General features: G+C 65.5%; 24 protein-coding genes. 12 read left to right on the top strand and 12 right to left on the bottom strand.

Annotated elements, in window-relative coordinates; all coding sequences use genetic code 11:
- Positions 1–51 precede the first annotated feature (51 nt).
- Positions 52–789, top strand: a complete 738-nt coding sequence (locus tag BRAD285_RS20270) for a tetratricopeptide repeat protein (RefSeq protein WP_006614494.1) — start codon at positions 52–54, stop codon at positions 787–789.
- A gap of 169 nt (positions 790–958) precedes the next feature.
- Here BRAD285_RS20270 and BRAD285_RS20265 read toward each other — a convergent pair whose 3' ends face one another.
- Positions 959–1,441: a PaaI family thioesterase gene (locus BRAD285_RS20265; protein ID WP_006609198.1), complete on the bottom strand. Its 483-nt coding sequence runs from the start codon at positions 1,439–1,441 to the stop codon at positions 959–961.
- Positions 1,442–1,638: 197 nt separating this feature from the next.
- On the opposite strand from BRAD285_RS20265, the gene purL reads away from it, so the two are divergent.
- Entirely contained in the window at positions 1,639–3,849 is a 2,211-nt protein-coding gene (gene purL / locus BRAD285_RS20260; RefSeq protein ID WP_006609197.1) for a phosphoribosylformylglycinamidine synthase subunit PurL, read from the top strand.
- Between the two features lie 218 nt (positions 3,850–4,067).
- Here purL and BRAD285_RS20255 read toward each other — a convergent pair whose 3' ends face one another.
- Positions 4,068–5,264, bottom strand: a complete 1,197-nt coding sequence (locus BRAD285_RS20255) for an acyltransferase (RefSeq protein WP_006609196.1) — start codon at positions 5,262–5,264, stop codon at positions 4,068–4,070.
- 264 nt (positions 5,265–5,528) lie between these two features.
- Here BRAD285_RS20255 and BRAD285_RS20250 point away from each other — a divergent pair, with 264 nt between their 5' ends.
- On the top strand, positions 5,529–5,702 hold the full coding sequence (locus BRAD285_RS20250; RefSeq protein WP_006609195.1) for a DUF1328 domain-containing protein: 174 nt from the start codon (positions 5,529–5,531) through the stop codon (positions 5,700–5,702).
- Positions 5,703–5,754: 52 nt separating this feature from the next.
- On the opposite strand, the gene BRAD285_RS20245 is transcribed toward BRAD285_RS20250, so the two are convergent.
- Positions 5,755–6,120: a DUF427 domain-containing protein gene (locus tag BRAD285_RS20245; protein ID WP_006609194.1), complete on the bottom strand. Its 366-nt coding sequence runs from the start codon at positions 6,118–6,120 to the stop codon at positions 5,755–5,757.
- A 229-nt stretch (positions 6,121–6,349) separates the two neighbouring features.
- On the opposite strand from BRAD285_RS20245, the gene BRAD285_RS20240 reads away from it, so the two are divergent.
- A complete protein-coding gene (locus BRAD285_RS20240) occupies positions 6,350–6,589 on the top strand; it encodes a BolA/IbaG family iron-sulfur metabolism protein (protein WP_006609193.1) in 240 nt (79 codons plus the stop codon).
- 120 nt (positions 6,590–6,709) lie between these two features.
- Here the strand turns inward: BRAD285_RS20240 and egtD are convergent, their stop codons facing one another.
- Complete coding sequence (egtD, locus tag BRAD285_RS20235) at positions 6,710–7,681, bottom strand: L-histidine N(alpha)-methyltransferase (RefSeq protein WP_006609192.1); 972 nt, start codon at positions 7,679–7,681, stop codon at positions 6,710–6,712.
- 57 nt (positions 7,682–7,738) lie between these two features.
- A complete protein-coding gene (gene egtB / locus BRAD285_RS20230; RefSeq protein ID WP_006609191.1) occupies positions 7,739–8,989 on the bottom strand; it encodes an ergothioneine biosynthesis protein EgtB in 1,251 nt (416 codons plus the stop codon).
- Between the two features lie 306 nt (positions 8,990–9,295).
- Here egtB and grxD point away from each other — a divergent pair, with 306 nt between their 5' ends.
- From grxD to BRAD285_RS20215, 3 genes are read left to right on the top strand one after another with little or no spacing between them, the layout of a single operon-like run.
- Positions 9,296–9,634 carry a Grx4 family monothiol glutaredoxin gene (gene grxD, locus BRAD285_RS20225; protein ID WP_006609190.1) on the top strand — a complete coding sequence of 113 codons (339 nt, stop codon included), beginning with the start codon at positions 9,296–9,298 and terminating at the stop codon, positions 9,632–9,634.
- Positions 9,631–10,188: an O-acetyl-ADP-ribose deacetylase gene (locus tag BRAD285_RS20220; RefSeq protein WP_006609189.1), complete on the top strand. Its 558-nt coding sequence runs from the start codon at positions 9,631–9,633 to the stop codon at positions 10,186–10,188. The genes grxD and BRAD285_RS20220 overlap by 4 nt, the downstream gene beginning before the upstream one ends.
- A gap of 35 nt (positions 10,189–10,223) precedes the next feature.
- Positions 10,224–11,444: a serine hydrolase gene (locus tag BRAD285_RS20215; RefSeq protein WP_006609188.1), complete on the top strand. Its 1,221-nt coding sequence runs from the start codon at positions 10,224–10,226 to the stop codon at positions 11,442–11,444.
- Positions 11,445–11,447: 3 nt separating this feature from the next.
- Here BRAD285_RS20215 and BRAD285_RS20210 read toward each other — a convergent pair whose 3' ends face one another.
- The 7 genes from BRAD285_RS20210 to murI all read right to left on the bottom strand — a co-directional run bounded on the left by BRAD285_RS20210 (position 11,448) and on the right by murI (position 17,157).
- Positions 11,448–12,515, bottom strand: coding sequence for a low specificity L-threonine aldolase (locus BRAD285_RS20210; RefSeq protein ID WP_006609187.1), 1,068 nt, complete (start codon positions 12,513–12,515; stop codon positions 11,448–11,450).
- 77 nt (positions 12,516–12,592) lie between these two features.
- Positions 12,593–13,135: a hypothetical protein gene (locus BRAD285_RS20205; RefSeq protein WP_006609186.1), complete on the bottom strand. Its 543-nt coding sequence runs from the start codon at positions 13,133–13,135 to the stop codon at positions 12,593–12,595.
- Positions 13,136–13,334: 199 nt separating this feature from the next.
- Positions 13,335–13,952 carry a 30S ribosomal protein S4 gene (rpsD, locus tag BRAD285_RS20200; RefSeq protein ID WP_006609185.1) on the bottom strand — a complete coding sequence of 206 codons (618 nt, stop codon included), beginning with the start codon at positions 13,950–13,952 and terminating at the stop codon, positions 13,335–13,337.
- A gap of 218 nt (positions 13,953–14,170) precedes the next feature.
- Positions 14,171–14,995, bottom strand: a complete 825-nt coding sequence (locus BRAD285_RS20195; protein ID WP_006609184.1) for a hypothetical protein — start codon at positions 14,993–14,995, stop codon at positions 14,171–14,173.
- 130 nt (positions 14,996–15,125) lie between these two features.
- Complete coding sequence (locus BRAD285_RS20190) at positions 15,126–15,512, bottom strand: cupin domain-containing protein (protein ID WP_006609183.1); 387 nt, start codon at positions 15,510–15,512, stop codon at positions 15,126–15,128.
- Positions 15,513–15,573: 61 nt separating this feature from the next.
- Entirely contained in the window at positions 15,574–16,347 is a 774-nt protein-coding gene (locus BRAD285_RS20185) for an HpcH/HpaI aldolase/citrate lyase family protein (RefSeq protein WP_006609182.1), read from the bottom strand.
- Between the two features lie 12 nt (positions 16,348–16,359).
- Entirely contained in the window at positions 16,360–17,157 is a 798-nt protein-coding gene (gene murI / locus BRAD285_RS20180) for a glutamate racemase (RefSeq protein WP_006609181.1), read from the bottom strand.
- A gap of 887 nt (positions 17,158–18,044) precedes the next feature.
- On the opposite strand from murI, the gene BRAD285_RS20165 reads away from it, so the two are divergent.
- The 5 genes from BRAD285_RS20165 (at position 18,045) to BRAD285_RS20145 (ending at position 20,351) form a co-directional block, all read left to right on the top strand.
- Entirely contained in the window at positions 18,045–18,374 is a 330-nt protein-coding gene (locus tag BRAD285_RS20165; RefSeq protein ID WP_035644273.1) for a helix-turn-helix transcriptional regulator, read from the top strand.
- Complete coding sequence (locus BRAD285_RS20160) at positions 18,371–18,850, top strand: SRPBCC domain-containing protein (RefSeq protein WP_006609179.1); 480 nt, start codon at positions 18,371–18,373, stop codon at positions 18,848–18,850. The genes BRAD285_RS20165 and BRAD285_RS20160 overlap by 4 nt, the downstream gene beginning before the upstream one ends.
- Positions 18,851–18,868: 18 nt before the next feature.
- Positions 18,869–19,282 (top strand): GFA family protein, encoded by a 414-nt coding sequence (locus tag BRAD285_RS20155; protein WP_006609178.1) that lies wholly within the window; start codon positions 18,869–18,871, stop codon positions 19,280–19,282.
- 371 nt (positions 19,283–19,653) lie between these two features.
- Positions 19,654–20,058 (top strand): thiol-disulfide oxidoreductase DCC family protein, encoded by a 405-nt coding sequence (locus BRAD285_RS20150; protein ID WP_035644269.1) that lies wholly within the window; start codon positions 19,654–19,656, stop codon positions 20,056–20,058.
- Between the two features lie 20 nt (positions 20,059–20,078).
- Entirely contained in the window at positions 20,079–20,351 is a 273-nt protein-coding gene (locus BRAD285_RS20145; protein ID WP_006609176.1) for a hypothetical protein, read from the top strand.
- Positions 20,352–20,819 lie beyond the last annotated feature (468 nt).

The following is a 20,819-nucleotide window of genomic DNA, read 5'->3' as shown; positions in this document are numbered from 1 at the left end:
CGCTATCAACGCGGGCGTGTAGCGTTGTTGGTTGTGGGGTGGGGGTCTGCCGTGCCGATTGCACTTGTCGTTCTGTTGCTCGACATCTCCCTGATCTATCATGCCTCCCGCACCGGCCGCTTGCAGCCCTGGGCTTTCATCATCCTGATGGTCCCGATGATCGGTGCGCTGGCCTATATCGTCGTCGAGCTGATGCCCGAGTGGCTCGGGAGCCACGACGTGCAGAAGGCGCGCAAGCGCGTCGCCAACAAGCTCGATCCCGAGAAGTACTACCGCGAGTTGTCGGACCGCGTTGCGGTGACGGATACGATCGCCAACCGCGCCGCGCTCGCCGAGGAATGCGTCGTGGTCGGTCGCTATGACGAGGCCGAGCAGCATTACGACCACATCCTGAGCCTGCCGATGGGCCATGAGACGATCTTCGCGCTCGGTAAGGCCAAGGCGCAGTTCGCGCGGCGCCGTCCGGCCGACGCACTGGCGACGCTCGATGAGCTGCAGAAGACGTGGCCGGACTACAATTCAACTGAGGCGCATCTGTTGTATGCGCGGGCCTTGCAGGACGCCGGCCGTACCGAGGAGGCGCTGGAGGAATACCAGGCGCTGTTGGACTACGCGCCGAGCAGCGAGGTGAAGGCGCGCTACGGCACCTTGCTCAAATCGGTCGGGCGCGTCGACGAGGCCAAGGTCGTCTTCACCGAGCTCCTGATCCAGATGAAGCGCTCACCCCGCCACGTCCGCAAGGCCCAGGCCGAGTGGATCGCGATCGCCGAGAAGCAGATCGCGGGTTAGCTGTTGTACGGGACACCGTGAGCAGCGAGCGAGGTCTTCGCCTCTCCCCGCAAGCGGGGAGAGGCCGGATTGCATCGGCTGCCCCTTACCCCAACCCTCTCCCCGTGAAGAACGGGGAGAGGGAGTGCACCGCCTTCGTGGTGAATGCTCGAACCCCTCTCCACCGAGACTACGGCGAGCTCGCCGTCTCCGGCGTCCGCCGCTTGATCCGCTTGATCGTCCCGGAAAACGAGAACAGCGGCTTCGGGCCTGAGTGCAGCATGCCGCGCAGGAAGATCAGCGAGGCGCCGGCGCGGGTGACCTCGCCGGTGGCTTCGATCAGCTCGCCCTCTCGCGCGGCATCGAGGAACTCGCTCGAGAACGACACGGTCACGCCCGGTCCCTGCATGATCGGCGCGGCAAACGCGAACAGGCAATAGTCGGCGAAGGTCATCAGGCAGCCGCCATGGACGTTGCCGCCGCCGTTCAGGTGCTTCTTCTCGACCCGGAAGGCGCAGCGGATCGAGCCGTCGTCCTCCATGCGGTGCCAGAACGGCCCGGTGTGGGATTCGTAGCTGTCGCGCATCCAGGTGCGCCAGCCGGCGAACTCGCCGTCGGTCGGGATGTGGATGCCGGGGCGGTTCTCGAAGGCGGAACGGGACAGATCGTGCACGTGACGGGGCCTTTAACTGTTGATTGACCGTCTTAAATCCGATCAATCCATAATCTGCAAATATCCCGCCACGCGGTCCGGGCCAAAGCTCTGGACAGGGCGGATGAGGGCCGTAAAAGGCCTTTTCGCATCAGGCCCGGCTTTCTATGAAGCAGGGTTTAAGGGACCAGCGGCCCACGGGGCAAAGGCATTTCTCCATGCGCAATGAACCGCAGATCACCCCCGAGCTCGTCGCCGCCCACGGCCTGAAGCCCGACGAATATGAGCGCATCCTGAAGCTGATCGGCCGGGAGCCGACCTTCACCGAGCTCGGCATCTTCTCGGCGATGTGGAACGAGCATTGCTCGTACAAGTCGTCGCGCATCCATCTCAAGGGGTTGCCGACCAAGGCGCCGTGGGTGATCCAGGGCCCGGGCGAGAATGCCGGCGTGATCGACATCGGCGACGGCCAGGCCGTCGTGTTCAAGATGGAGAGCCACAACCATCCGAGCTACATCGAGCCGTACCAGGGTGCCACCACGGGCGTGGGCGGCATCCTGCGCGACGTCTTCACCATGGGCGCGCGCCCGATCGCCTGCCTGAACGCGCTGTCGTTCGGCGCCCCGGAGCATCCCAAGACCAGGCATCTGGTGTCCGGCGTCGTCGCCGGCATCGGCGGCTACGGCAACTCTTTCGGCGTGCCCACGGTGGGCGGCCAGACCCGCTTCCATACCCGCTACGACGGCAACATCCTGGTCAACGCCATGGCGGTCGGCCTCGCCGACGCCGACAAGATCTTCTATGCGGCGGCCTCCGGCGTGAACATGCCGATCGTCTATCTCGGCTCCAAGACCGGCCGCGACGGCATCCACGGCGCCTCGATGGCTTCGGCCGAGTTCGACGACAGCTCGGAAGAGAAGCGCCCGACCGTGCAGGTCGGCGATCCCTTCGCCGAGAAGCTGCTGCTTGAAGCGTGCCTCGAGATCATGGCGGCCGATTGCGTGATCGCGATCCAGGACATGGGCGCGGCCGGCCTGACCTGCTCGGCGGTCGAGATGGGCGCCAAGGGCGACCTCGGCGTCGATCTCGATCTCGACTCTGTGCCGACCCGCGAGACCGGCATGAGCGCCTACGAGATGATGCTCTCGGAAAGCCAGGAGCGCATGCTCATGGTCCTCAAGCCGGAGAAGGAGAAGGAAGCCGAGGCGATCTTCCGCAAATGGGGCCTCGATTTCGCCGTGGTCGGCTACACCACGCCGAGCAAGCGCTTCGTGGTGAAGCACGGCGGCGGCGTCATGGCCGACCTGCCGATCAAGGAGCTCGGCGACGAGGCGCCGCTCTATGACCGTCCGCATGTCCCGTCACCCGCGCTGCCGGTGATCCATGCCCGCGAGGTCAAGCCGCCGATGGACATCATCCCGGCATTGGAGAAGCTGATCGCGACGCCGGACCTGTGCTCCAAGCGCTGGATCTGGGAGCAGTACGACCACGTCATTCTCGGCAACACCGTGCAGCGCCCCGGCGGCGATGCCGCGGTGGTGCGCGTGCAGGATGGGCCGAAGGGCCTGGCGCTGACCGTCGACGTCACGCCGCGCTATTGCGAGGCGGATCCGTTCGAGGGCGGCAAGCAGGCGGTGGCGGAGGCCTGGCGTAACATCACTGCCGTCGGCGGCCGGCCGCTCGCGATCACCGACAATCTCAATTTCGGCAATCCGGAGCGGCCCGAGATCATGGGCCAGTTCGTCGGCTGCCTGAAGGGCATCTCGGAGGCCTGCCGCGCGCTCGACTTCCCGGTCGTCTCCGGCAACGTCTCGCTCTATAACGAGACCAACGGCCGGGCCATCCTGCCGACGCCCTCGATCGGCGGCGTCGGCCTGCTCGATGACTTCACCAAGTCGGCCAGCATCGCCTTCAAGGCCGAGGGCGAGGCCATCCTGCTGATCGGCGAGACCCACGGCTGGCTCGGCCAGTCGGTCTACCTGCGCGACGTCTGCGGCCGCGAGGAGGGCGCTCCGCCGCCGGTCGATCTCTCCGCCGAGAAGCGCATCGGCGATGTGGTGCGCGGCATGATCCATGCGGGTACGGCGACGGCCGCGCACGATCTCTCCGACGGCGGCCTGCTGGTCGCGCTCGCCGAGATGGCGATGGCCTCCGGCATCGGCGCGCGCCTGCTGGCTTCACCTGCCTCCATCGTGCCGCACGCCTATTGGTTCGGCGAGGACCAGGCGCGCTATCTCGTGACCGTGCCGGAGACCGAGGCCGGCCGCGTCCTCGCCAAGATGCGCGGCGCCAACGTGCCATGCACCCGCATCGGCACCACCGGCGGCAGAGCGCTGGCGATCGCCGGCGAAGCCTCGGTCGAGGTCGCCACGCTCAAGACTCGGTTCGAAGGTTGGCTGCCGAGCTACATGGGCGGTAGCGCCGCATAACCCTCAGCCGTCGTCCCGCACAAGCCACGACGGCGCATTGCGCCGACGTGGCGCCGATCCGGGACCCATACGCCGCGGCCGTTATTGTCGGCACGCTGGTCGTCGACCTGTGCGAACAACAAAGTCCTGTGGTTATGGGTCCCTGCGTTCGCAGGGACGACGGCGGAGGTTGCCGTCCGAGCGGGGGGGGGCGCCCGCGGCGTCACCACGAGCGCGCCTTAAAGCACGTTCTTCGCGCCCGGAATCTGCCTCAGCACCCAAGTCGCCCCCCAACTCAGCAGCACGCTACCAACGAAGGCGATCGTCGCCTTGGCGACGGCCGGCAGGTTGAGGTCGAACAGCCCGTACTGGATCCACAGCACGATCGGATAGTGCACCAGGAACATGCCGTAGGCGTCGGCCTGCAGCCGGTCGAGCACGGAGAATTCCGAGCGGCGGTGGTTGAGGAAGTAGGACAGGATTGCGAACATCATCGCGGCGCTGAAGATCACGAAGAAGAAGCCGTAGGCTCCCTCATACCAATCCGGGAGCTCCGGCGGATTGCCGAGCACCTGACGCTTGATCGTGATCAGCACCCACAGCAGCGCGTAGGGCACCAGCGTCACGACGATCCAGGCGCCGAGTCCGCGCTGTGACATCTGCCCCTCGGCGGCTAGCAGGCCGCGCTCGAAATTGGCCGCGCCGATGCCGGCACCGACATAGAAATAGGCGGCGTAGAGCAGGATACGGCTGGCCTGCACCGAGAAGGGGCCGGCTTCGAACCAATGGGTCGGTCCGAAGAACAGCCGCGACGGGATGTAGAGCAGGCCCGTGATCAACAGGAAGACGAAGAAGAAGTCGCGGGGGTGCTCGAATCCGCGCAGCGACAGCCGGTTGATCGGATCGAGCAGGCCGGGCGAGATGCGGTAGAGCAGGGCCGCCGATGCGTCGAACGCCAGCAGCACCCAGATGAACCAGATCGGCCCGCTCGGCCACGGACCGACGGTCACGGTCTTCCACCAGAAGGCGGCGAAGCTGGCGTCGGGATTGGCGCGCAGCTCGATCGCATAATAAGCGAGCGGAATCAGCGTCAGCGCGGCGATGACGAAGGGCAGGCCGAGCCGCAGCAGGCGATCGCGCAGGTGCTGCCAGGTCGACTTGTGCGCAAGGCCGGACCACGCGAACAGTCCTGACAGGAAGAAGAACATGGCCATGAAGAAGCTGTCGGTGGCCAGCACGATGCCGTCGAAGCCGAGGAAGGAGGTCGGGTCGGTGTGCCCGAAATAGGTGTAGGGAATCACGGCGTGATGCAGCAGCACCACCAGTGTCAGAAAGGTGCGGGCGTGATCGAGCGCAGCGTTTCGCGCCCGTGCCTTTGGCCGGACCTGAAGCTCCACCTTCGCGGCCGCCGCCGATTGCGTAACCGATATGACCATGTGCCCCAAGCCCCGCTGCCGTCTCGCTCGATCCTGATCGGTGCTGCAAATCAGTTGCCGAAGCCGCCCGCAACCCGATTTCTCACACCTCCCGCTACTTTGTCGTCCTCTCCAGCTTACGAAGCCGCAGCCGCGAAAGTTACGGGCAGGTCTGCTCGAAGTTGCGGATGTTCTCCGACTGCCCCGATCTAAAGGAACCGGTTCCCGGCAGCGTCGTTAGTAAGGCGAACGCGCCGGCACGGCGCCTGACTGGAGGACCATACCGTGACTATTCTCAAATGGGCGCTGCTGTTTTTCTTGATCTCGGTCGTCGCCGGTGTTCTCGGCTTCACGGGAATCTCGGCGGCTTCCGCAGACGTAGCGCGGATCCTGTTCTACATCTTCCTGGTGATCTTCCTCGTGCTCCTGATTCTCGGCCTGACGATCTTCAGGGTCTAAGAGGCCGCGAACCAAACGCCCGCCGCACCGGTACCCCACCGGGCGGCGGGAATCAGCCGGCAGCAACTTCCTCGATCCGCACCTTGTCGGGATAGAACGCCAGATGGCCCGCAATCTCGGCCATCGCCGGGAACGGCGTCTCATAGCTCCAGATCGCGTTGTCCAGCGTCTTGCCGCCTACGGCGATGTTGAAATAGCTGGCATCGCCCTTGTAGGGACAATGCGTGACGCGATCCGTCTTCTGCAGCGCCGCCATGTTGGCATCGGCCCGGGGCACGTAGTGGACCGCCGGGTAGCTCGCCTCCTTCAAGGTGAGTGCGCGCGTGGTATCGGCGATGATGACGCCATCGGCGATGACACGCACCCGTCTCGGATTTGGGGTGATGGTGATCGGGTGATCCGGCCCTGGAATCTTCATGTCGTCTCCCTCGCAATCGGGACTCGGGTGCGTCACCCGGTCCAGCGCATTGTGCGTGAGCTGGACATATAGTGGTTCCGGGCGTGACCTCGAAACCGGTTCACGTTAAATTCCACCATCACGGTCGCGCGAGAGCGCCTTGATTCGTGCCGTTCGACGGGCCACACAGGGGAGCTGCGGCCAGCAGCTCTTTGGACACGCGCGCCGCTACAGAAGGAGATGGACTGGGATGCCTATGGATGCCCACGTGATCGAGCAGATGATCAAGGCCGCCATTCCCGACGCCCAGGTGACGATTCGTGATCTTGCCGGCGACGGCGACCACTACGCTGCGACCGTCATCTCCGAGGCTTTCCGCGGCAAGTCGCGCGTGCAACAGCATCAGCTCGTCTATCAGTCGCTGCGCGGCCAGATGGGCGACGTCCTGCACGCGCTGGCTCTTCAGACCGGAGTGCCGGACCAGCGCTGACGGCTCGTATCGGCTGTTTGCGCCTCTGCCGACCGAACCACCCGTGCCGGGCGCGGATGCCTGTTATTCCAGCAGATCGCTGGACCGTGGGACGCTATCCGATCCGGCGAAGCCGGAGCCTCACGCGTCGGCCACCATCGCCTGAACCGAGAACATCTTCTCGGCATCGGTCCAGACCGTCTGCACCTTCCAGCCTGAGCCGCGAGCCAACGCCCCGAAGCGGTCGATGCTGTATTTATAGCTGTTCTCGGTGTGGATGCTTTCGCCGGCACGGAAGGAGATCGTGGTGCCGAGCAGGCGAACTGTCTGAGGTTTCCGCGCCACCAGATGCATCTCGATACGGTGCTGCTCGCGATTATAGATCGCGCGGTGGACGAAGGCGGAGAGGTCGAAATTGCCGCCGAGCTCGCGGTTGATGCGCAGCAGCAGATTGAGATTGAAACGCGCGGTGACGCCGGCCGCATCATTGTAAGCGGCATGCAGCACGCGCTCGTCCTTCTCCAGGTCAACGCCGACGATCATCAGCGCGCCGGCGCCCAGGATCTCCCGCGCAGACCGCAGAAAGCGGCAGGCCTCGTGCGGCTCGAAATTGCCGATGGTCGATCCCGGAAAGAAGCCCACCTTCGGCTTGCCTGCGATGGCCTCGGGCAGCTTGAACGCCGTGGTGAAGTCGGCAACCACCGGATGGACCGCGAGATCGGGGAAATCGCGGCGAAGGCTGTCGGCCTGCGCAGTGAGGAAGTCGCCGGAGATATCGACCGGCACATAAGCCGCAAAGCGGCAGCTCTCCAGCAGCAGCCGCACCTTGGTCGTGGCGCCGGCGCCGAACTCGATCAGAGCCGCATCCTCGGGGATAACAGCCGCAATCTCCGCACCGCGGTCTCGGAGAATGCCGAGCTCGGTCCGCGTCGGATAGTATTCCGGCAGCCGCGTGATCTGTTCGAACAGATCCGATCCGGCGGCGTCATAGAAGTACTTCGGTGACAGCTGCTTGGGCTGCTGGCTGAGGCCCGCGACCGCATCCTGCGCGAAGGCCGACGTCTTGTCGTCGGGAAGATGGGCATCGACCAGAGCGTTGACGTGCACGTTCATGATACTCTCCTGGACGCGCAAGAGGCGCGATGATCGGCAACAATGTTCGCGACTCTCTTAGACGTAGTCGGCGAGACGCAGCCCCGTGAATTGCCAGCGGTGATGCGGATAAAAGAAGTTGCGGTAGGTGATGCGGCTGTGGTCCGCCGGCGTGGCAAGCGACGAGCCGCGCAGCACCAGCTGATTGACCATGAACTTGCCGTTGTACTCGCCGAGCGCACCCTCCATGGCACGGTAGCCGGGATAGGGGCTGTAGGCGCTGCGGGTCCACTGCCAGACGATGCCGAAGGCGTCATTCAACTGGTTGCCGCGCGCGGCGACCTCCCATTCCATCTCGGTCGGCAGGTGCTTGCCGGACCAGCGCGCGAATGCGTCGGCCTCGTAATAGCTGACGTGGCAAACCGGAGCATCCGGATCGACCGGCTGCAGCCCGCTGAGCGTCATCATGCGCCATTCGCCCGCGACCTCATACCAATGGCCCGGCGCCTGCCAGCCTTCGCGGCTGGCTACGGCGAAGCCGTCCATCAGCCACAACGTGGCGGTCCGGTAGCCGCCGTCGGCCATGAAGGCGAGCCACTCGGCATTGGTGACGAGGTTGCGCGCCAGCTTCACCGGCCCGACGAGCGCGCGATGCGCCGGTCGCTCATTGTCGAAATGGTAGCCGTCACCGGCGTGACCGACGGTGTGGATGCCCTCGGGAAGGCTGATCCAATCCTCGCCGCCGCGGGCTGGGACGGGGAAGCGCCATGAGGGATCATAGGCGGGCGCCGTCGGATTCTGCGCGAAGGCATGCAGGATGTCCGTCAGCATCAGCTCCTGATGCTGCTGCTCATGGTTGAGCCCGACCTCCACGAGCGGGGCGACGGCCTCCAAGGTCGACGCATCAGCGCGGCCCAGGAAGTCGACCATGGCCGCGTCGACATGGCGGCGATAGGCGCTGATGTCGGCGACACCAGGGCGGGTGATCAGTCCGCGCTCGCCCCGCGTGTGGCGGGGGCCGGCACTGACGTAATAGGAATTGAACAGGAAGGCATAGTCCGGGTGAAACGGCGTGTAGCCCCGGCAATGCGCGCCCAGCACGAATTGCTCGAAGAACCAAGTGGTGTGGGCGCGATGCCATTTCGCCGGGCTGGCATCCGGCATCGACTGGATGACCTGATCCTCTGCGCTGAGCGGCGCGGCTCGGCGTTCGGTCTCGCCCCGGACCGCCAAAAAGGCCTCGGTCAGGCTCTCGGCCAGGGGACGGGAGCTCGGGGTCTGCGCGGCGGTGGCGGGAAGCGAGGCTGTGGCGGAGGCTGAACTGGTCACGCGGGTCTCCGTTTGGATGGAGAGAACGATTTTCGACGGAACAAGTTCCTTCGGACAGTTCGTCCTAGATGGGGGCTTGGTTACGGGATGAAACCCTCGCCCCGGCGATAATATTGCCGTCATCAGCCCATGGCCCGCGCGAGGGCCTGCCTTGCGGGCCGATCCTTGGCATTTTACTTTGGCGGACCAACGGTTTGCGCTACATATAGCGGGAGTGACGGTCGTCCCCGGGCGAAAATGGGCCCGAAGCGACCGGAGCGGCACCGAGCCCCAGGCGTTCCTTGAGGCGCCCTAGAGGAAGCGAAGATGAGCATCGAGCAATTCATTGACAACGAAGTGAAGTCGAACGACGTCGTCCTGTTCATGAAGGGGACGCCGCAGTTTCCGCAGTGCGGATTTTCCGGGCAGGTCGTGCAGATCCTCGATCATGTCGGCGTCGGCTATAAGGGCCTTAACGTCCTGGAATCGGCCGAGCTGCGCAACGGCATCAAGACGTTCTCCAACTGGCCGACGATTCCGCAGCTGTACGTGAAGGGCGAGTTCGTCGGCGGTTGCGACATCGTGCGTGAGATGTTCCAGAGCGGCGAGCTGCAGCAGCTGTTCACCGACAAGGGCATTCCGGTCGGCACGGCGGCTTCCGCCTGAGCTATCCGGTCCGCACCATCGGCGCGACCCGCTTCGAGGTCGTCACCGCCGACATCACCAAGCTCGGCGTTGACGCCATCGTCAACGCCGCGAACTCGTCTTTGCTCGGCGGTGGCGGCGTCGATGGCGCCATCCACCGCGCCGCCGGTCCGGACCTCGTCATGGAGTGCCGCATGCTCCATGGCTGCAAGACCGGCGAGGCCAAGATCACCAAGGGCTACCGGCTGCCGGCGCGCCATGTGATCCACACCGTCGGCCCGGTCTGGCAAGGCGGCGATCGCGGCGAGCCGGAGCTGTTGGCCTCGTGCTATCGGCGCTCGATCGAGCTGTGCCACAAGCATCTCTTGGACTCCGTCGCCTTTCCCGCGATCTCGACCGGGATCTTTCGATTTCCCGCCGATCGCGCCGCGTCCATTGCGGTCGCGACCTCCATCGCGGCCATCAGCGAGCAGACCTCGCTGTCGCAGATCGTGTTCTGCTGCTTCTCCGACCAGAGCGCTGAGCTGCACGACCACGCGCTCAGCGAGGCGATCGCAAGCCGAGCCGGTCTGTAGCTGTGACGGGATCTCTCTGCAGCAGGGCAGCTAGCGTGGATCGGCCGGTTTCGCGACGAACGCTGCTCGGCGCCTTTCTCGCGGCGCCGATATGGCCTGCTCTGGCTCGTGCAGGGATATCTTCCCGGCGCAATCTCGATCGGCTGCGCCTCGATCAGGTCTCCGCCTATTTTCGTCACGAGGTTGCCGCCGGCAACATTCCTGGCGCCGTCGTCCTGGTCCAGCAGCACGGCAGTCCGGTCCTGCTGCAGAGCTTCGGCTTGCGCGATCCTGCCACCCGCGCGCCGATGACGGAGGACGCGATCTTCCGCATCTATTCGATGTCGAAGCCGATCACGTCGGTGGCCGCGATGATGCTGGTCGATGACGGCAGGCTGCGGCTCGATGATCCCTTGTCGAAATTGATCCCGGCGTTCGCGGATGTGAAGGTCGATGGCGCGCCGCTCGTGCGTCCGATCACCATCCTCGATCAGCTGCGCCACACCTCCGGTCTCACCTACGGCTTCTATGGCGAGACCGCGGTTCGCCGTCAGTACGCCAAGGCGCGCCTTTTCGATGGTGACATCGACAACGCCATCTTCGTCGAGCGCCTGGCCAGGCTGCCGCTTGCCGAGCAGCCGGGCACGCTGTGGGACTACGGCCACTCGACCGACGTGCTCGGCCGGGTGATCGAAATCGTGTCCGGCCTTCAGCTTTATCAATTCGAGCAGGAGCGGCTGCTCGGTCCGCTCGGCATGCGCGAGACGGCGTTCTTCCTCGCCGACCAGGGCCAGCGTGGCCGCGTCGCCGAGCCGTCGCCGCGCGACTGGTTCGATCGGCCGATCGCAGGCCTCGATGATCCGATCCGTCCGAAGCACTGGGAATCGGGCGGGGCGGGCATGATCAGCACCATCTCGGACTACGCGCGGTTCGCGCAGATGCTGCTGAACGGCGGCGCGCTGGACGGTCGCCGCTACCTTAAGCCTGAGACGGTCGCGCTGATGACGCGGGACCATGTCGTGGGGGCGGGGATTCGTCGTGACGACCTCTATTTTCCTGGCGCCGAGCACGGCTTCGGTCTGGGCTTCTCCGTGCGCCTCGCGGCGAAGCCGCCGTTGCCAGCGGGCGAATATGGCTGGGATGGCGTCGGCGGGACGTTCTTCTTCATCGATCCCGCCGACGACCTTTTCGTGATCGTCATGATGCAGGCGCCTGCACAGCGCGGCCGCATCGCGAGCGACATGCGGCAGCTGGTCTACTCGGCGCTCGTGCCATGATCCTCATGCGCCGCGGACGATCTCCCTGACGTGGCCGATCGTCTCCTCGATCATCGCGGCTGACACATCGAGATGCGTGCAGGCGCGGATGCGGCCGTCCATCATGGCGAGCAGCACGCCGCGCTTGCGCAGCTCGCTCACCATCTTGTCGCCGGAGACGCCGGCGCCGTCGGGCTTGAAGAACACGAGATTGGTCTCGGGCTCCTGCACTTCGATGCCTTGGATCTGCGACAGACCGCGCGCCAGCGCGCGGGCATTGGCGTGATCCTCGGCGAGACGGTCAACGTGATGATCGAGCGCGTAGATGCAGGCGGCGGCGACGACGCCGGCCTGGCGCATCGCGCCGCCGAGCCGCTGCTTCCAGCGCCAGACCTCGTCGATGAACGCGGCGCTGCCGGCAAGCACGCCGCCGATCGGTGCGCCCAGGCCCTTGGAAAAGTCGATCCAGGCGGAATCCCAGCCGGCGGTCATCTCGGCCGCCGAGATGCCGGTCGCCACGGTGGCATTGAGCAGCCGCGCGCCGTCCATATGCGTCGCCATGCCATTCGCCTTGGCGATCTCAGCGATCTCATCGAGCGCAGCCTTCTTCCAGATCGTGCCGCCGCCGATATTGGCGGTTTGCTCGACGCTGACCACGGTTTGCGGCGGCTGATAACGTGAACGCGGATGCAGCGCGGCGCGGAACGTCTCCGGCGTGAACTGGCCGTCGAGCCCCTTGAGCTGTGTCACCTGGAAACCACCGAGCGCGGCATGCGCGCCGCCCTCGCGCGAGATGATGTGCGCGGTCTCATGCGCCAGGATCTCGTCGCCGGGGCGACAGTGCACCAAGGTCGCCGCGACGTTGCACATCGTGCCCGACGGCATCAGCACCGCGGCTTCCTTGCCCATGAGCGCGGCGACGCGGGCGGTGAGCTCGTGCACGGTCGGATCATCGCCGATCTGCTCGTCGCCGACCTCGGCCCGCGCCATCGCCTCGCGCATCGCGGGAGTCGGGCGCGTCTGCGTATCCGACAACAAATTGACGCGCACGGGCGGCGCCTTGGGATCGCGCGGGGGCGGGGTGTAATACATCGGCAGTCCTCGTTCGGCTTTCACCTGACGACCTTACCCAACTCGCACCGCTCTCGCAAAACGCGTCCCCGTCCGGATCACGCCGCGAGCCAGATATCCGGCCGCAGCGGCCTTGAGATATCGATCGGCCGGGTCACCAGAAGCGGCGCATCCGCGCAATCGAACACCCAGGACTCCATCGGGCTGCGCCGCGAGGGCGAAAGAACCAGCGACGCCCCCGGCCGCTGCCGCTTGATGTTCCAGCCCATGTTCACGGCGGCCCAGCCGACCAGCGTGGTTTGCCAATCGTCGGCGGGTTCGGGAGAATTGTCGAAACAATGGAGAAGTTCGAGCGCGAACGGATCGTAGCGAAGTTGCGCGTCGGCAAAGGTGAGCCCGGTTCCGACATGGCGGATCACATGGGCGGTCGCGTCGGACTGGACGTGCCAGCAGGAGCGTTCGAGAAGGTCGAAGACGGTCGACGGATACAGGCCGTCATTGAAGCGGTAGCGGATTCCCGAGGGACGCGCGCGTAACGGAGAAGCGTGGAGGGGCGGCGGCCGCAATGGCGGCAGAGGCGGGGCACCGACCGCATCGGTCGGCAACGCACCGAAGATGATATTGCGCCTGTTGAACTCCATGGCGAACGCCCCGCTACTTTACAACTGCGGACAGTGAATCACGGGATCGACACGCTGTCAGCCCAGCTGGGGCGAATTCGAGGCAAGTGTGGCATTCGGGAATCGGTTCGCATGATCCGAAAATCCAAAAAACAAAGGCCCCGGCGCATGCCAGGGCCTTCTGATTATCAGATGTGGCCGGAGCGGCGCTCCGTCAAGATCAGCGCGAGTAGAACTCGACGATCAGATGCGGCTCCATCTGCACCGCGAACGGCACGTCCGACAGCGCGGGGATGCGGATGAACTTCGCGGTCATCTTGGAGTGATCGACCTCGATGTAGTCCGGCACGTCACGCTCGGCGAGCTGGCTGGCTTCGAGCACCACGGCGAGCTGCTTCGAGGCTTCCTTGACCTCGATCACGTCGCCCGGCTTGACCTGGTAGCTCGCGATGTTGACCTTGCGGCCGTTCACCTTGATGTGGCCGTGGTTGATGAACTGGCGTGCGGCGAACATCGTCGAGACGAACTTGGCGCGGAACACCACGGTGTCGAGACGGCGCTCGAGAATGCCGATCAGGTTCTCGCCGGTGTCGCCCTTGAGACGGCCGGCCTCGACATAGATGCCGTGGAACTGGCGCTCGGAGATGTTGGCGTAGTAGCCCTTCAGCTTCTGCTTGGCGCGCAGCTGCACGCCGAAGTCGGAGAGCTTGCCCTTGCGGCGCTGGCCGTGCTGGCCGGGGCCGTATTCGCGGCGGTTGACGGGGCTCTTCGGGCGGCCCCAAATGTTCTGGCCCATGCGGCGATCGATCTTGTACTTCGCCTCACTGCGCTTAGTCATCGCGTCCTCTTAAAAATCTTTCGTTCGGGTTTGAGGAAACGCGCCCTCCTGTGTGTCCGGGAAGCCCGGTCCACCGACAGGCCGATCCCCAAAGCGTGAGGGGACAAAGCCACGGGTCGCGAAACGCAACGCGGGCCGAAAGCGGCCCGCGAGCAGGGCGGTTCTTAAGGGAGAAACCGCTGACTTGTCAAACCTTAACCGCCGATTTTGCCGGGAAATCACCCCTGCGGCTCCCCGATGGCGGTGATTTTCGGCCGTTTCCCCTCGCACGCCCGGTCGACCTCCGCCAATCCCGGTCCGACAGCCGGGGTGGCCCTCAGTTCGGCCGCGATCTCCCCGTTCAGCACCTCCTGCAGCCGGATCGCGGTCCTGGCGATCATGGCCCCGTCGGTCACCCGGTGATCCCACCGGATCAGAAGGCGGGTGGTCTGGTCGGGCCTGATGACGTCGTAATTGATGATGAACGGTCCTGGGCTCAACGCGAGCAACTGGCCGCCGCCGCAGGCGGCGACGCTGGTCACCGAAAAATTGCCGAACCAGTTGGCGCGCTGCCGGCCGAAGCTGAGGCCGACCCACCAGGCGAACCGCCGCAGCGGGAGGGGTAACCGGGTCGCCCGCATGATCTTGCGGAACATAGGGACGTCCTCGACCGGCGCCTCCTTGCCCTGCCGGATCACCGCGTCGATCTCGGCCAGGGTCATGGTCTCCGGCCCGGACACGCGCTGCGGCAGCACGCAATCCTCGCCATGTTCGACCCTTGCGATGGTCACGGTCGCGACGCTGCGCGGCAGCTCGTAGAAGCAGGGCCACGGCCATTTGACATAGAGCGTGCGCAGCACCGGCTCGTCGCGAGCGACCAGAGCGAACGCCTTGACGAACAGCGCCGCGAAGCCGGGCGGGCGATCGGCCGCGGCGCGGGCCTCCAGCAGTGGGCCGAGCTGGAGGGTGCGCTCCAGCGACACGAACGGCACGTCGCGCGAGGCGTGCATCAGATCGATGATCAGACGGCGGTGCAGCGAAATCGGCCTGGTCTGTCCGCGCATCTGAAATCGGTACTCCCATACATTGGTGTCGATGGCCGTCTGATGCAGCCGTTATCGGTCAGACCCGGACCGCTCCGCCCGGCGGCCCTGTTACCCCGGGTCGCCGCGCGGTGAAAGCCTCGTCTTGCCGTTAGGGCGCCGGCGAGGCCAGCGGCTTGGTCTTGTCGACCACGTAGACGCCGAGCACCTTCAGGCCCTTGTCGCCATGAACCTTGGCGTCATGAACGACGCCGGCCGGGATCTGGAACGAGTCTCCAGGCTTCAGGTGCCGGTCGGGCTGGCCCTCGACGATAAGCTCGGCCTCGCCTTCCAGGATGTAGGCCGTCTCCACGCCGGGGTGGGTATGCCGGCCTGCAGCACCGCCGGCGGGAACCTCAGCGAGTGCCTGCACGATGGTATGGCCGTCCGGAAAATCGGTCTTGTTCAGCAAGGTGCGCTTGATCGCCGGCTGCTGCGCCAGCGCCGCGCCGAGCCCGAGCACGGCCAGCGACAGACCGAAAATCATCTTCTTCACCATGGTCTTCTCCCCCAATGTTGTTTTTCGTTCGGAACGTGAAGCGCTGAGATCCGCGGCCTGATCAGCGTTTGATCCCTTCAAAACTGGCGGCAATCCCGCGCTGGAACAAGGACCAATCGAAGCCGAGCGCGAGCGCGAGGTAGCCGCGCTCGATCATCGCATTGGCCTGCTCGGCCGAGCGGGCCGCGCCGCCGATCGGCACGCCTGACTTGAGGATGCCGGCCTCGGCGCGGGCGATGAGCGATTTGACCGTGGGATCATCGAGTTGGCCGCGCTTGTTGATCGAGGTGGCCAAGTCGCCGGGGCCGATCACCGCGATGTCGATACCGGGCGTGGCCATGATCTCGTCGATGCGCTCGACCGCCTCGACATGCTCGATGGTCACCATGCAGATCATGTCGTCGTCGGCGGTGGCCATGTACTCGGCCATCGAGACGTTCCAGTGGAACGGCGCGTGGAACGGGCCCCAGAGACGGTCGCCGCGCGGCGGGTAGCGTACGCTGCGCACCGCCTTCTCAGCCTCGCTGCGGCTGGAGATCATCGGAAAGTTGATGCCGAGCGCGCCGAGATCCATCGGCGCTTTCGCCAGATGCGGCTCGTTGGCGGCGATCCGCACCAGCGGCACGCAGGGCGTGCCTGCGGTCGCCGTGATCATCGCATGCGCGGTGGAGAGATCGATCGGCCCGTGCTCGAGGTCGACGATGATCCAGTCGAGCGATTGCGCCATGATGCGCACGGTCTGGATGCTCGGGATCGTGGCAATGGCGCCGAAGGTCGGCCGCCTGTCGTGCCAGGCCTGCTTGAGGCGATTGAGGGCTTTGGGGGACGCGGACATCGGACGTCTCCGTCAGGCCGGCACGCGGCCGCCGAAAAACGGCGTGAGTGCGCGGCTGAGCTGATGCGGCTTGTTCGAGGTAAAGATCATCTTGGCGGCGCCGTGATCGACGCGGTCGGACTGCGGACCTAGCAGGTCGACGACCCGGCGCGCGATCGCCGGCGCAGGATCGATCCAGGCGACCGGCCAGGGTGCGAGCCTCTGCAGCCGGTCGAGCAGCAGCGGATAATGCGTGCAGGCGAGCACGACCGTGTCGGTGCGGGCGCCAACGTCATCGGCATCGCCGGTGAAGCAAGGCAGGATCTCGGCCGCGATCGCGTCGTCGCTGACGGCGGTTCCGCTGAGCGCGGTTTCGGCCAGCGAGGCCAGATCCGGCGAGCCGACCAGCGTGACCGCGCAGCCCTGCGCGAAGTCGCGGATGAGCGCGTGAGTGTATTCGCGCTGCACGGTGGCCTTGGTGCCGAGCACGGAGACGCGTTTGGTTTGTGATTGCGCGCAGGCCGGCTTGATCGCCGGCACGGTGCCGACGAACGGGGTCGTGTAGGCGGCCCGCAGCGGCGCCAGCGTCTGCACCGAGGCGGTGTTGCAGGCGATGACGATCAGGTCCGGCTCGTGCGTTGTGATCAACTCGCCCATCAGCGGCACCACGCGGGCGATCAGCGCCGCTTCGCTGTGATGGCCGTAAGGAAAGAACGCATCGTCGGCGACATAGACGTAATGCGCATCGGGACGCGCGCGCACCACCTCGCGCAACACGCTGAGGCCGCCGAGGCCGGAGTCGAACACGAGAATCGTCGGGCGGTTTGTCACGTCGCGAGTGTACCGGATCGGAGAGGGCGGTTCAGTCGGTTTTTCTGCAGGGTTTGGCGGGAGTAGGGCGTCTCGGTGTGTTCCAGTGGCGGAGGCGAAGGTTCAAACATGCATGGGTTTGCCCCCGCAGCCCCCCAACAATCGGTGTCATCCCGGCGAACGCCGGGATCCATAACCACCGGCGGAATTTGTTGCGCAAGGCTGGCAGCTCCAGCGTGCCTCATACAACCGCCCCGGATTATGGGTCCCGGGTCGGCGCCGCGCCGCCGCTGTCGCGTCGTCGCAGCTTGCCCGGGACGACGACGGAGTGTGTAGCCACGGCATCTCATCCTCGCACCCGCTGTCGCGTCCGAGTGTTGCTCATCTCATCGCCCTCTCGAAATGAGGGCGCGGGGAAGGCCGGGTGCCGGTCGCACCCATGGCCCGCCTGCAACAAAAAAGCAGGCGGCAGTCACCACAGGTACGGGCCGGATCATCCGGCCTTCCCCGCGCGATGGCGCTACGGCTTATACGTGCTCTCCCCGGGGACCGGCTTTTGACCCCGTCGCCTTGCGCGCTCGTCCAGACTTTGCGACGCAGACTTGGTCTCGGCACCGGGAGACCAGGACCACACGATTTCGCCGTGCGCATCGGATCGTTCGTCGGCATGATCGCTCACGCTGCAACCCGACACGCCCACCGCATCCCGCACTCCACGCTCGTGACGATCGCGAAACGCCCCTCAAGTGAGACGGGATGCGACACCATAGCACTGTCTTCTGAAAAACGGAAGAAAAAAGATTCGGATTTTCGGGTGGGTGGCGCGGAGCTACGCGATCGCGATGCGGTTGCGGAGAGTAGTAAACATTAGCGTTGACTAATTCATTAGCGATTGCTATTCTTTCTGCATGCTCCAGACTGAACCCATCACCACCGTCATGCGCGCCTTGGCCGACCCCACGCGGCGGGCCGTGTTCGAGCGCATCGTCCAATCCGACGAGATCACCGTGGTCGAACTGACCCGCGGCAGCAGCGTCACACAGGGCGCGATCTCGCAGCATCTGAAAGCCTTGAAGCAGGCGGGCCTGGTCTGCGAGCGCCCCGAGGGGCGCAAGGTCTACTACCGCGCCGAGCCACGCGGCCTGGAGCCGCTGGCCGACTGGATGAGCCATTACGGCGCCTTCTGGCGCGACCGCTTCGCCGATCTGAGGAAACTGCTGAAGGACATCGATCCATGAATCAAGACGTGAAGCCGGACACGCACGCCATCGTGGTGGAGGAGGTCTTTCCGCATGCGCCTGAGGTGGTCTGGAAGGTGCTGACCAATGGTGAACTGATCGGCCGCTGGCTGATGGCGCCCACGGGGTTCGCGGCCGTGGTGGGGACGCGCTTCACCTTCCAGACCACGCCGGCCGGCGAATGGGACGGCACCATTCATTGCGAGGTGCGTGAGGTCGTGCCGAACGAGCGGTTGTCCTATGCGTGGAAGGGCGGCCATGCCGGCAATGTCGGCTACGGCGCGCCGTTGGAGACCGTGGTCACTTTTAGCCTAGCGAGAGCGGACGACGGCACGCGCCTGCGCCTCGTCCATTCCGGCTTCGTGCTGCCGGCCAACGAGACCGCGTATCGCAAGATGGGCGAGGGCTGGAAGACGGTGGTCAAGAAGCTCGATCAGCTCGTCACCGACGAGACATCGCTGCAGCGGCCGCATTGACGCACACGGAGAACCATCATGACCAATGTCTATGCCGGCGGCTGCGCCTGCGGCGCGGTGCGCTACGAGATCAAGGGTGAGCCCGCGGTGATGCTGGACTGCCAGTGCCGGCAGTGCCAGCGCGACAGCGGTACCGGACATCAGTCGCACCTCATCTTCGTCGCAGCCGAGGTGAAGGTCGACGGCGAGGTGTCGCACTGGGAGACGACCGGCGACGGCGGCACAGTGAAGCGGCGCGCCTTCTGTCCGACCTGCGGCTCGTCGATGCACATGACGTTTCCGGCGATGCCGGACGTGTTCATCGTCACCCCTGCAAGCCTCGACGATCCCAGCCGCTACCGACCGCAACTGGTGTCCTGGACCGCGGCCGGATATGCCTGGGATCACCTCGATCCGGCGCTGCCGACATTCGAGAAGATGCCGCCGCGGTGAGTGGGGTGCTGCGGTGACAGGTCGGATTGTGACCGCGGCCCTGTCGCGTGCGGCGCTCTATCGGTCGGGCTGGACTGTTTCCACGTCGTCATGGCCGGGCTTGTCCCGGCCATCCACGTCGTCAGGCGCACTCCGATGGACGTGGATGCCCGGGCCTTCGCCGCGCCGAAGCGGCTTCGGCCGTGCAGGCGGGACAAGCCCGGGCATGACGGAGTAACAAATCGGCAATCGTTTTCAGCGATGGCGCATTCTTCAACTGCAATAGCTGAGTCTGTCGGCGTCCTTCCGCTGAAATTCAGCGGGCCACAGACCCAAATCGCTCGCCTGGGCGTTTATACTCCGGCACCGCAGTCGGTGTCTTGGAGATCCGCATGGCGCAAGAGCCTGCACAATCGACCGTCTACTTCGACGGCTCCTGTCCGCTGTGCCGGGCGGAGATCGGCTATTACAGCCGCACGGATCAGGCGGGCGCGCTGTGCTTCGTCGACATCTCCAAGGCCGGCGCCGCGACTCCGGAGGGCCTCACCCAAGGGCAGGCGATGGCGCGATTTCACGTGCGCGCAGCCGACGGGCGGTTGCTGTCTGGCGCCGCGGCGTTCGTCGAGGTCTGGCGCCGTCTGCCGCGGTGGCGCGGGGCGGCGCGCGTGGCGTCGCTGCCGGGGGCGCTGGTGGTCCTGGAGCTGGGCTACAGACTGTTCCTTCCAGTGCGACCGTTGATCTCCCGCAGCCTGGGGCGCATCCTGCAGCGTGGGAAGCAGGAGGGACGCGGAGCGTGACCGGGCAGGCTGGCGGTGCGATGTCGCGCCTCATCGACTGGTTCTTCCGCAATCGTGAAACCGGCGAGATCACCATCGCGCAGATGCCGAACCCGGCGCTATGGATCGCGCTGCTGGGTAGCCTCATAGGATGGGTCTGGCATCCGCAGGGCCCGACCGGCGACAAGCTGGATTGCCTGGTCAAGGCCAGTCTCGTCGTCTGGGCCGTCGACGAGCTCGTGCGCGGCGTCAATCCCTGGCGGCGCTGCCTCGGGGCCGCTGTGCTGATCTATGAGATCGCAACCTTGGTGTAGTCGATTTGCGCTGGGAACGTGAGCAGTGGTCCGTCGTTCCATGCCATCCTGATATTGAGAGCAAAGCCTTCAGCCGTTTGCGAGCTACGCGGTCGTCTGGCCTCGCTGCGCCACTTGGTAGCGCTCGTCCCGGCAGTGCTGCCATTGCGAACAGGAGCGCGGTGGCTGTAACTGTGCCCTCTCCCCTTGTGGGAGAGGGCATGTAGGTGGCGCGGCAAATTCACTTGGGTGAGGGGTATGTCTCCACAAATGTCATTCGCGGAGACATACCCCTCACCCAACCGCGCATGCGGATCGGCCGTACATGCCCTCTCCCACAAGGGGGAGAGGGCGCTGCATCTGGCGGCGTCGTTGGCTCATGACACCGCTCGTGAGAGGTGGGCAAAAGCCCATCAGGCCGCGCATTCTGCCCTGAGACGGTGGGCGCGGCGCCATGCCGACCTGCGACCCGGTGCACGGCCTGACCGC

The sequence above is a fragment of the Bradyrhizobium sp. ORS 285 genome (genome assembly GCF_900176205.1).
GTDB lineage: Bacteria > Pseudomonadota > Alphaproteobacteria > Rhizobiales > Xanthobacteraceae > Bradyrhizobium.
Note: the sequence above shows the minus strand (reverse complement) of the source record. Positions and strands in the feature narration are given on the sequence as shown.

Excerpts from the sequence above, each read along its gene's own strand:
- purL (WP_006609197.1), top strand. The coding sequence starts at position 1,639 with ATGCGCAATGAACCGCAGATCACCCCCGAGCTCGTCGCCGCCCACGGC.
- BRAD285_RS20255 (WP_006609196.1), bottom strand. The coding sequence starts at position 5,264 with ATGGTCATATCGGTTACGCAATCGGCGGCGGCCGCGAAGGTGGAGCTT.
- BRAD285_RS20245 (WP_006609194.1), bottom strand. The coding sequence starts at position 6,120 with ATGAAGATTCCAGGGCCGGATCACCCGATCACCATCACCCCAAATCCG.
- BRAD285_RS20240 (WP_006609193.1), top strand. The coding sequence starts at position 6,350 with ATGCCTATGGATGCCCACGTGATCGAGCAGATGATCAAGGCCGCCATT.
- egtD (WP_006609192.1), bottom strand. The coding sequence starts at position 7,681 with ATGAACGTGCACGTCAACGCTCTGGTCGATGCCCATCTTCCCGACGAC.
- grxD (WP_006609190.1), top strand. The coding sequence starts at position 9,296 with ATGAGCATCGAGCAATTCATTGACAACGAAGTGAAGTCGAACGACGTC.
- BRAD285_RS20210 (WP_006609187.1), bottom strand. The coding sequence starts at position 12,515 with ATGTATTACACCCCGCCCCCGCGCGATCCCAAGGCGCCGCCCGTGCGC.
- BRAD285_RS20205 (WP_006609186.1), bottom strand. The coding sequence starts at position 13,135 with ATGGAGTTCAACAGGCGCAATATCATCTTCGGTGCGTTGCCGACCGAT.
- rpsD (WP_006609185.1), bottom strand. The coding sequence starts at position 13,952 with ATGACTAAGCGCAGTGAGGCGAAGTACAAGATCGATCGCCGCATGGGC.
- BRAD285_RS20195 (WP_006609184.1), bottom strand. The coding sequence starts at position 14,995 with ATGCGCGGACAGACCAGGCCGATTTCGCTGCACCGCCGTCTGATCATC.
- BRAD285_RS20190 (WP_006609183.1), bottom strand. The coding sequence starts at position 15,512 with ATGGTGAAGAAGATGATTTTCGGTCTGTCGCTGGCCGTGCTCGGGCTC.
- BRAD285_RS20185 (WP_006609182.1), bottom strand. The coding sequence starts at position 16,347 with ATGTCCGCGTCCCCCAAAGCCCTCAATCGCCTCAAGCAGGCCTGGCAC.
- BRAD285_RS20165 (WP_035644273.1), top strand. The coding sequence starts at position 18,045 with ATGCTCCAGACTGAACCCATCACCACCGTCATGCGCGCCTTGGCCGAC.
- BRAD285_RS20160 (WP_006609179.1), top strand. The coding sequence starts at position 18,371 with ATGAATCAAGACGTGAAGCCGGACACGCACGCCATCGTGGTGGAGGAG.
- BRAD285_RS20155 (WP_006609178.1), top strand. The coding sequence starts at position 18,869 with ATGACCAATGTCTATGCCGGCGGCTGCGCCTGCGGCGCGGTGCGCTAC.
- BRAD285_RS20150 (WP_035644269.1), top strand. The coding sequence starts at position 19,654 with ATGGCGCAAGAGCCTGCACAATCGACCGTCTACTTCGACGGCTCCTGT.
- BRAD285_RS20145 (WP_006609176.1), top strand. The coding sequence starts at position 20,079 with ATGTCGCGCCTCATCGACTGGTTCTTCCGCAATCGTGAAACCGGCGAG.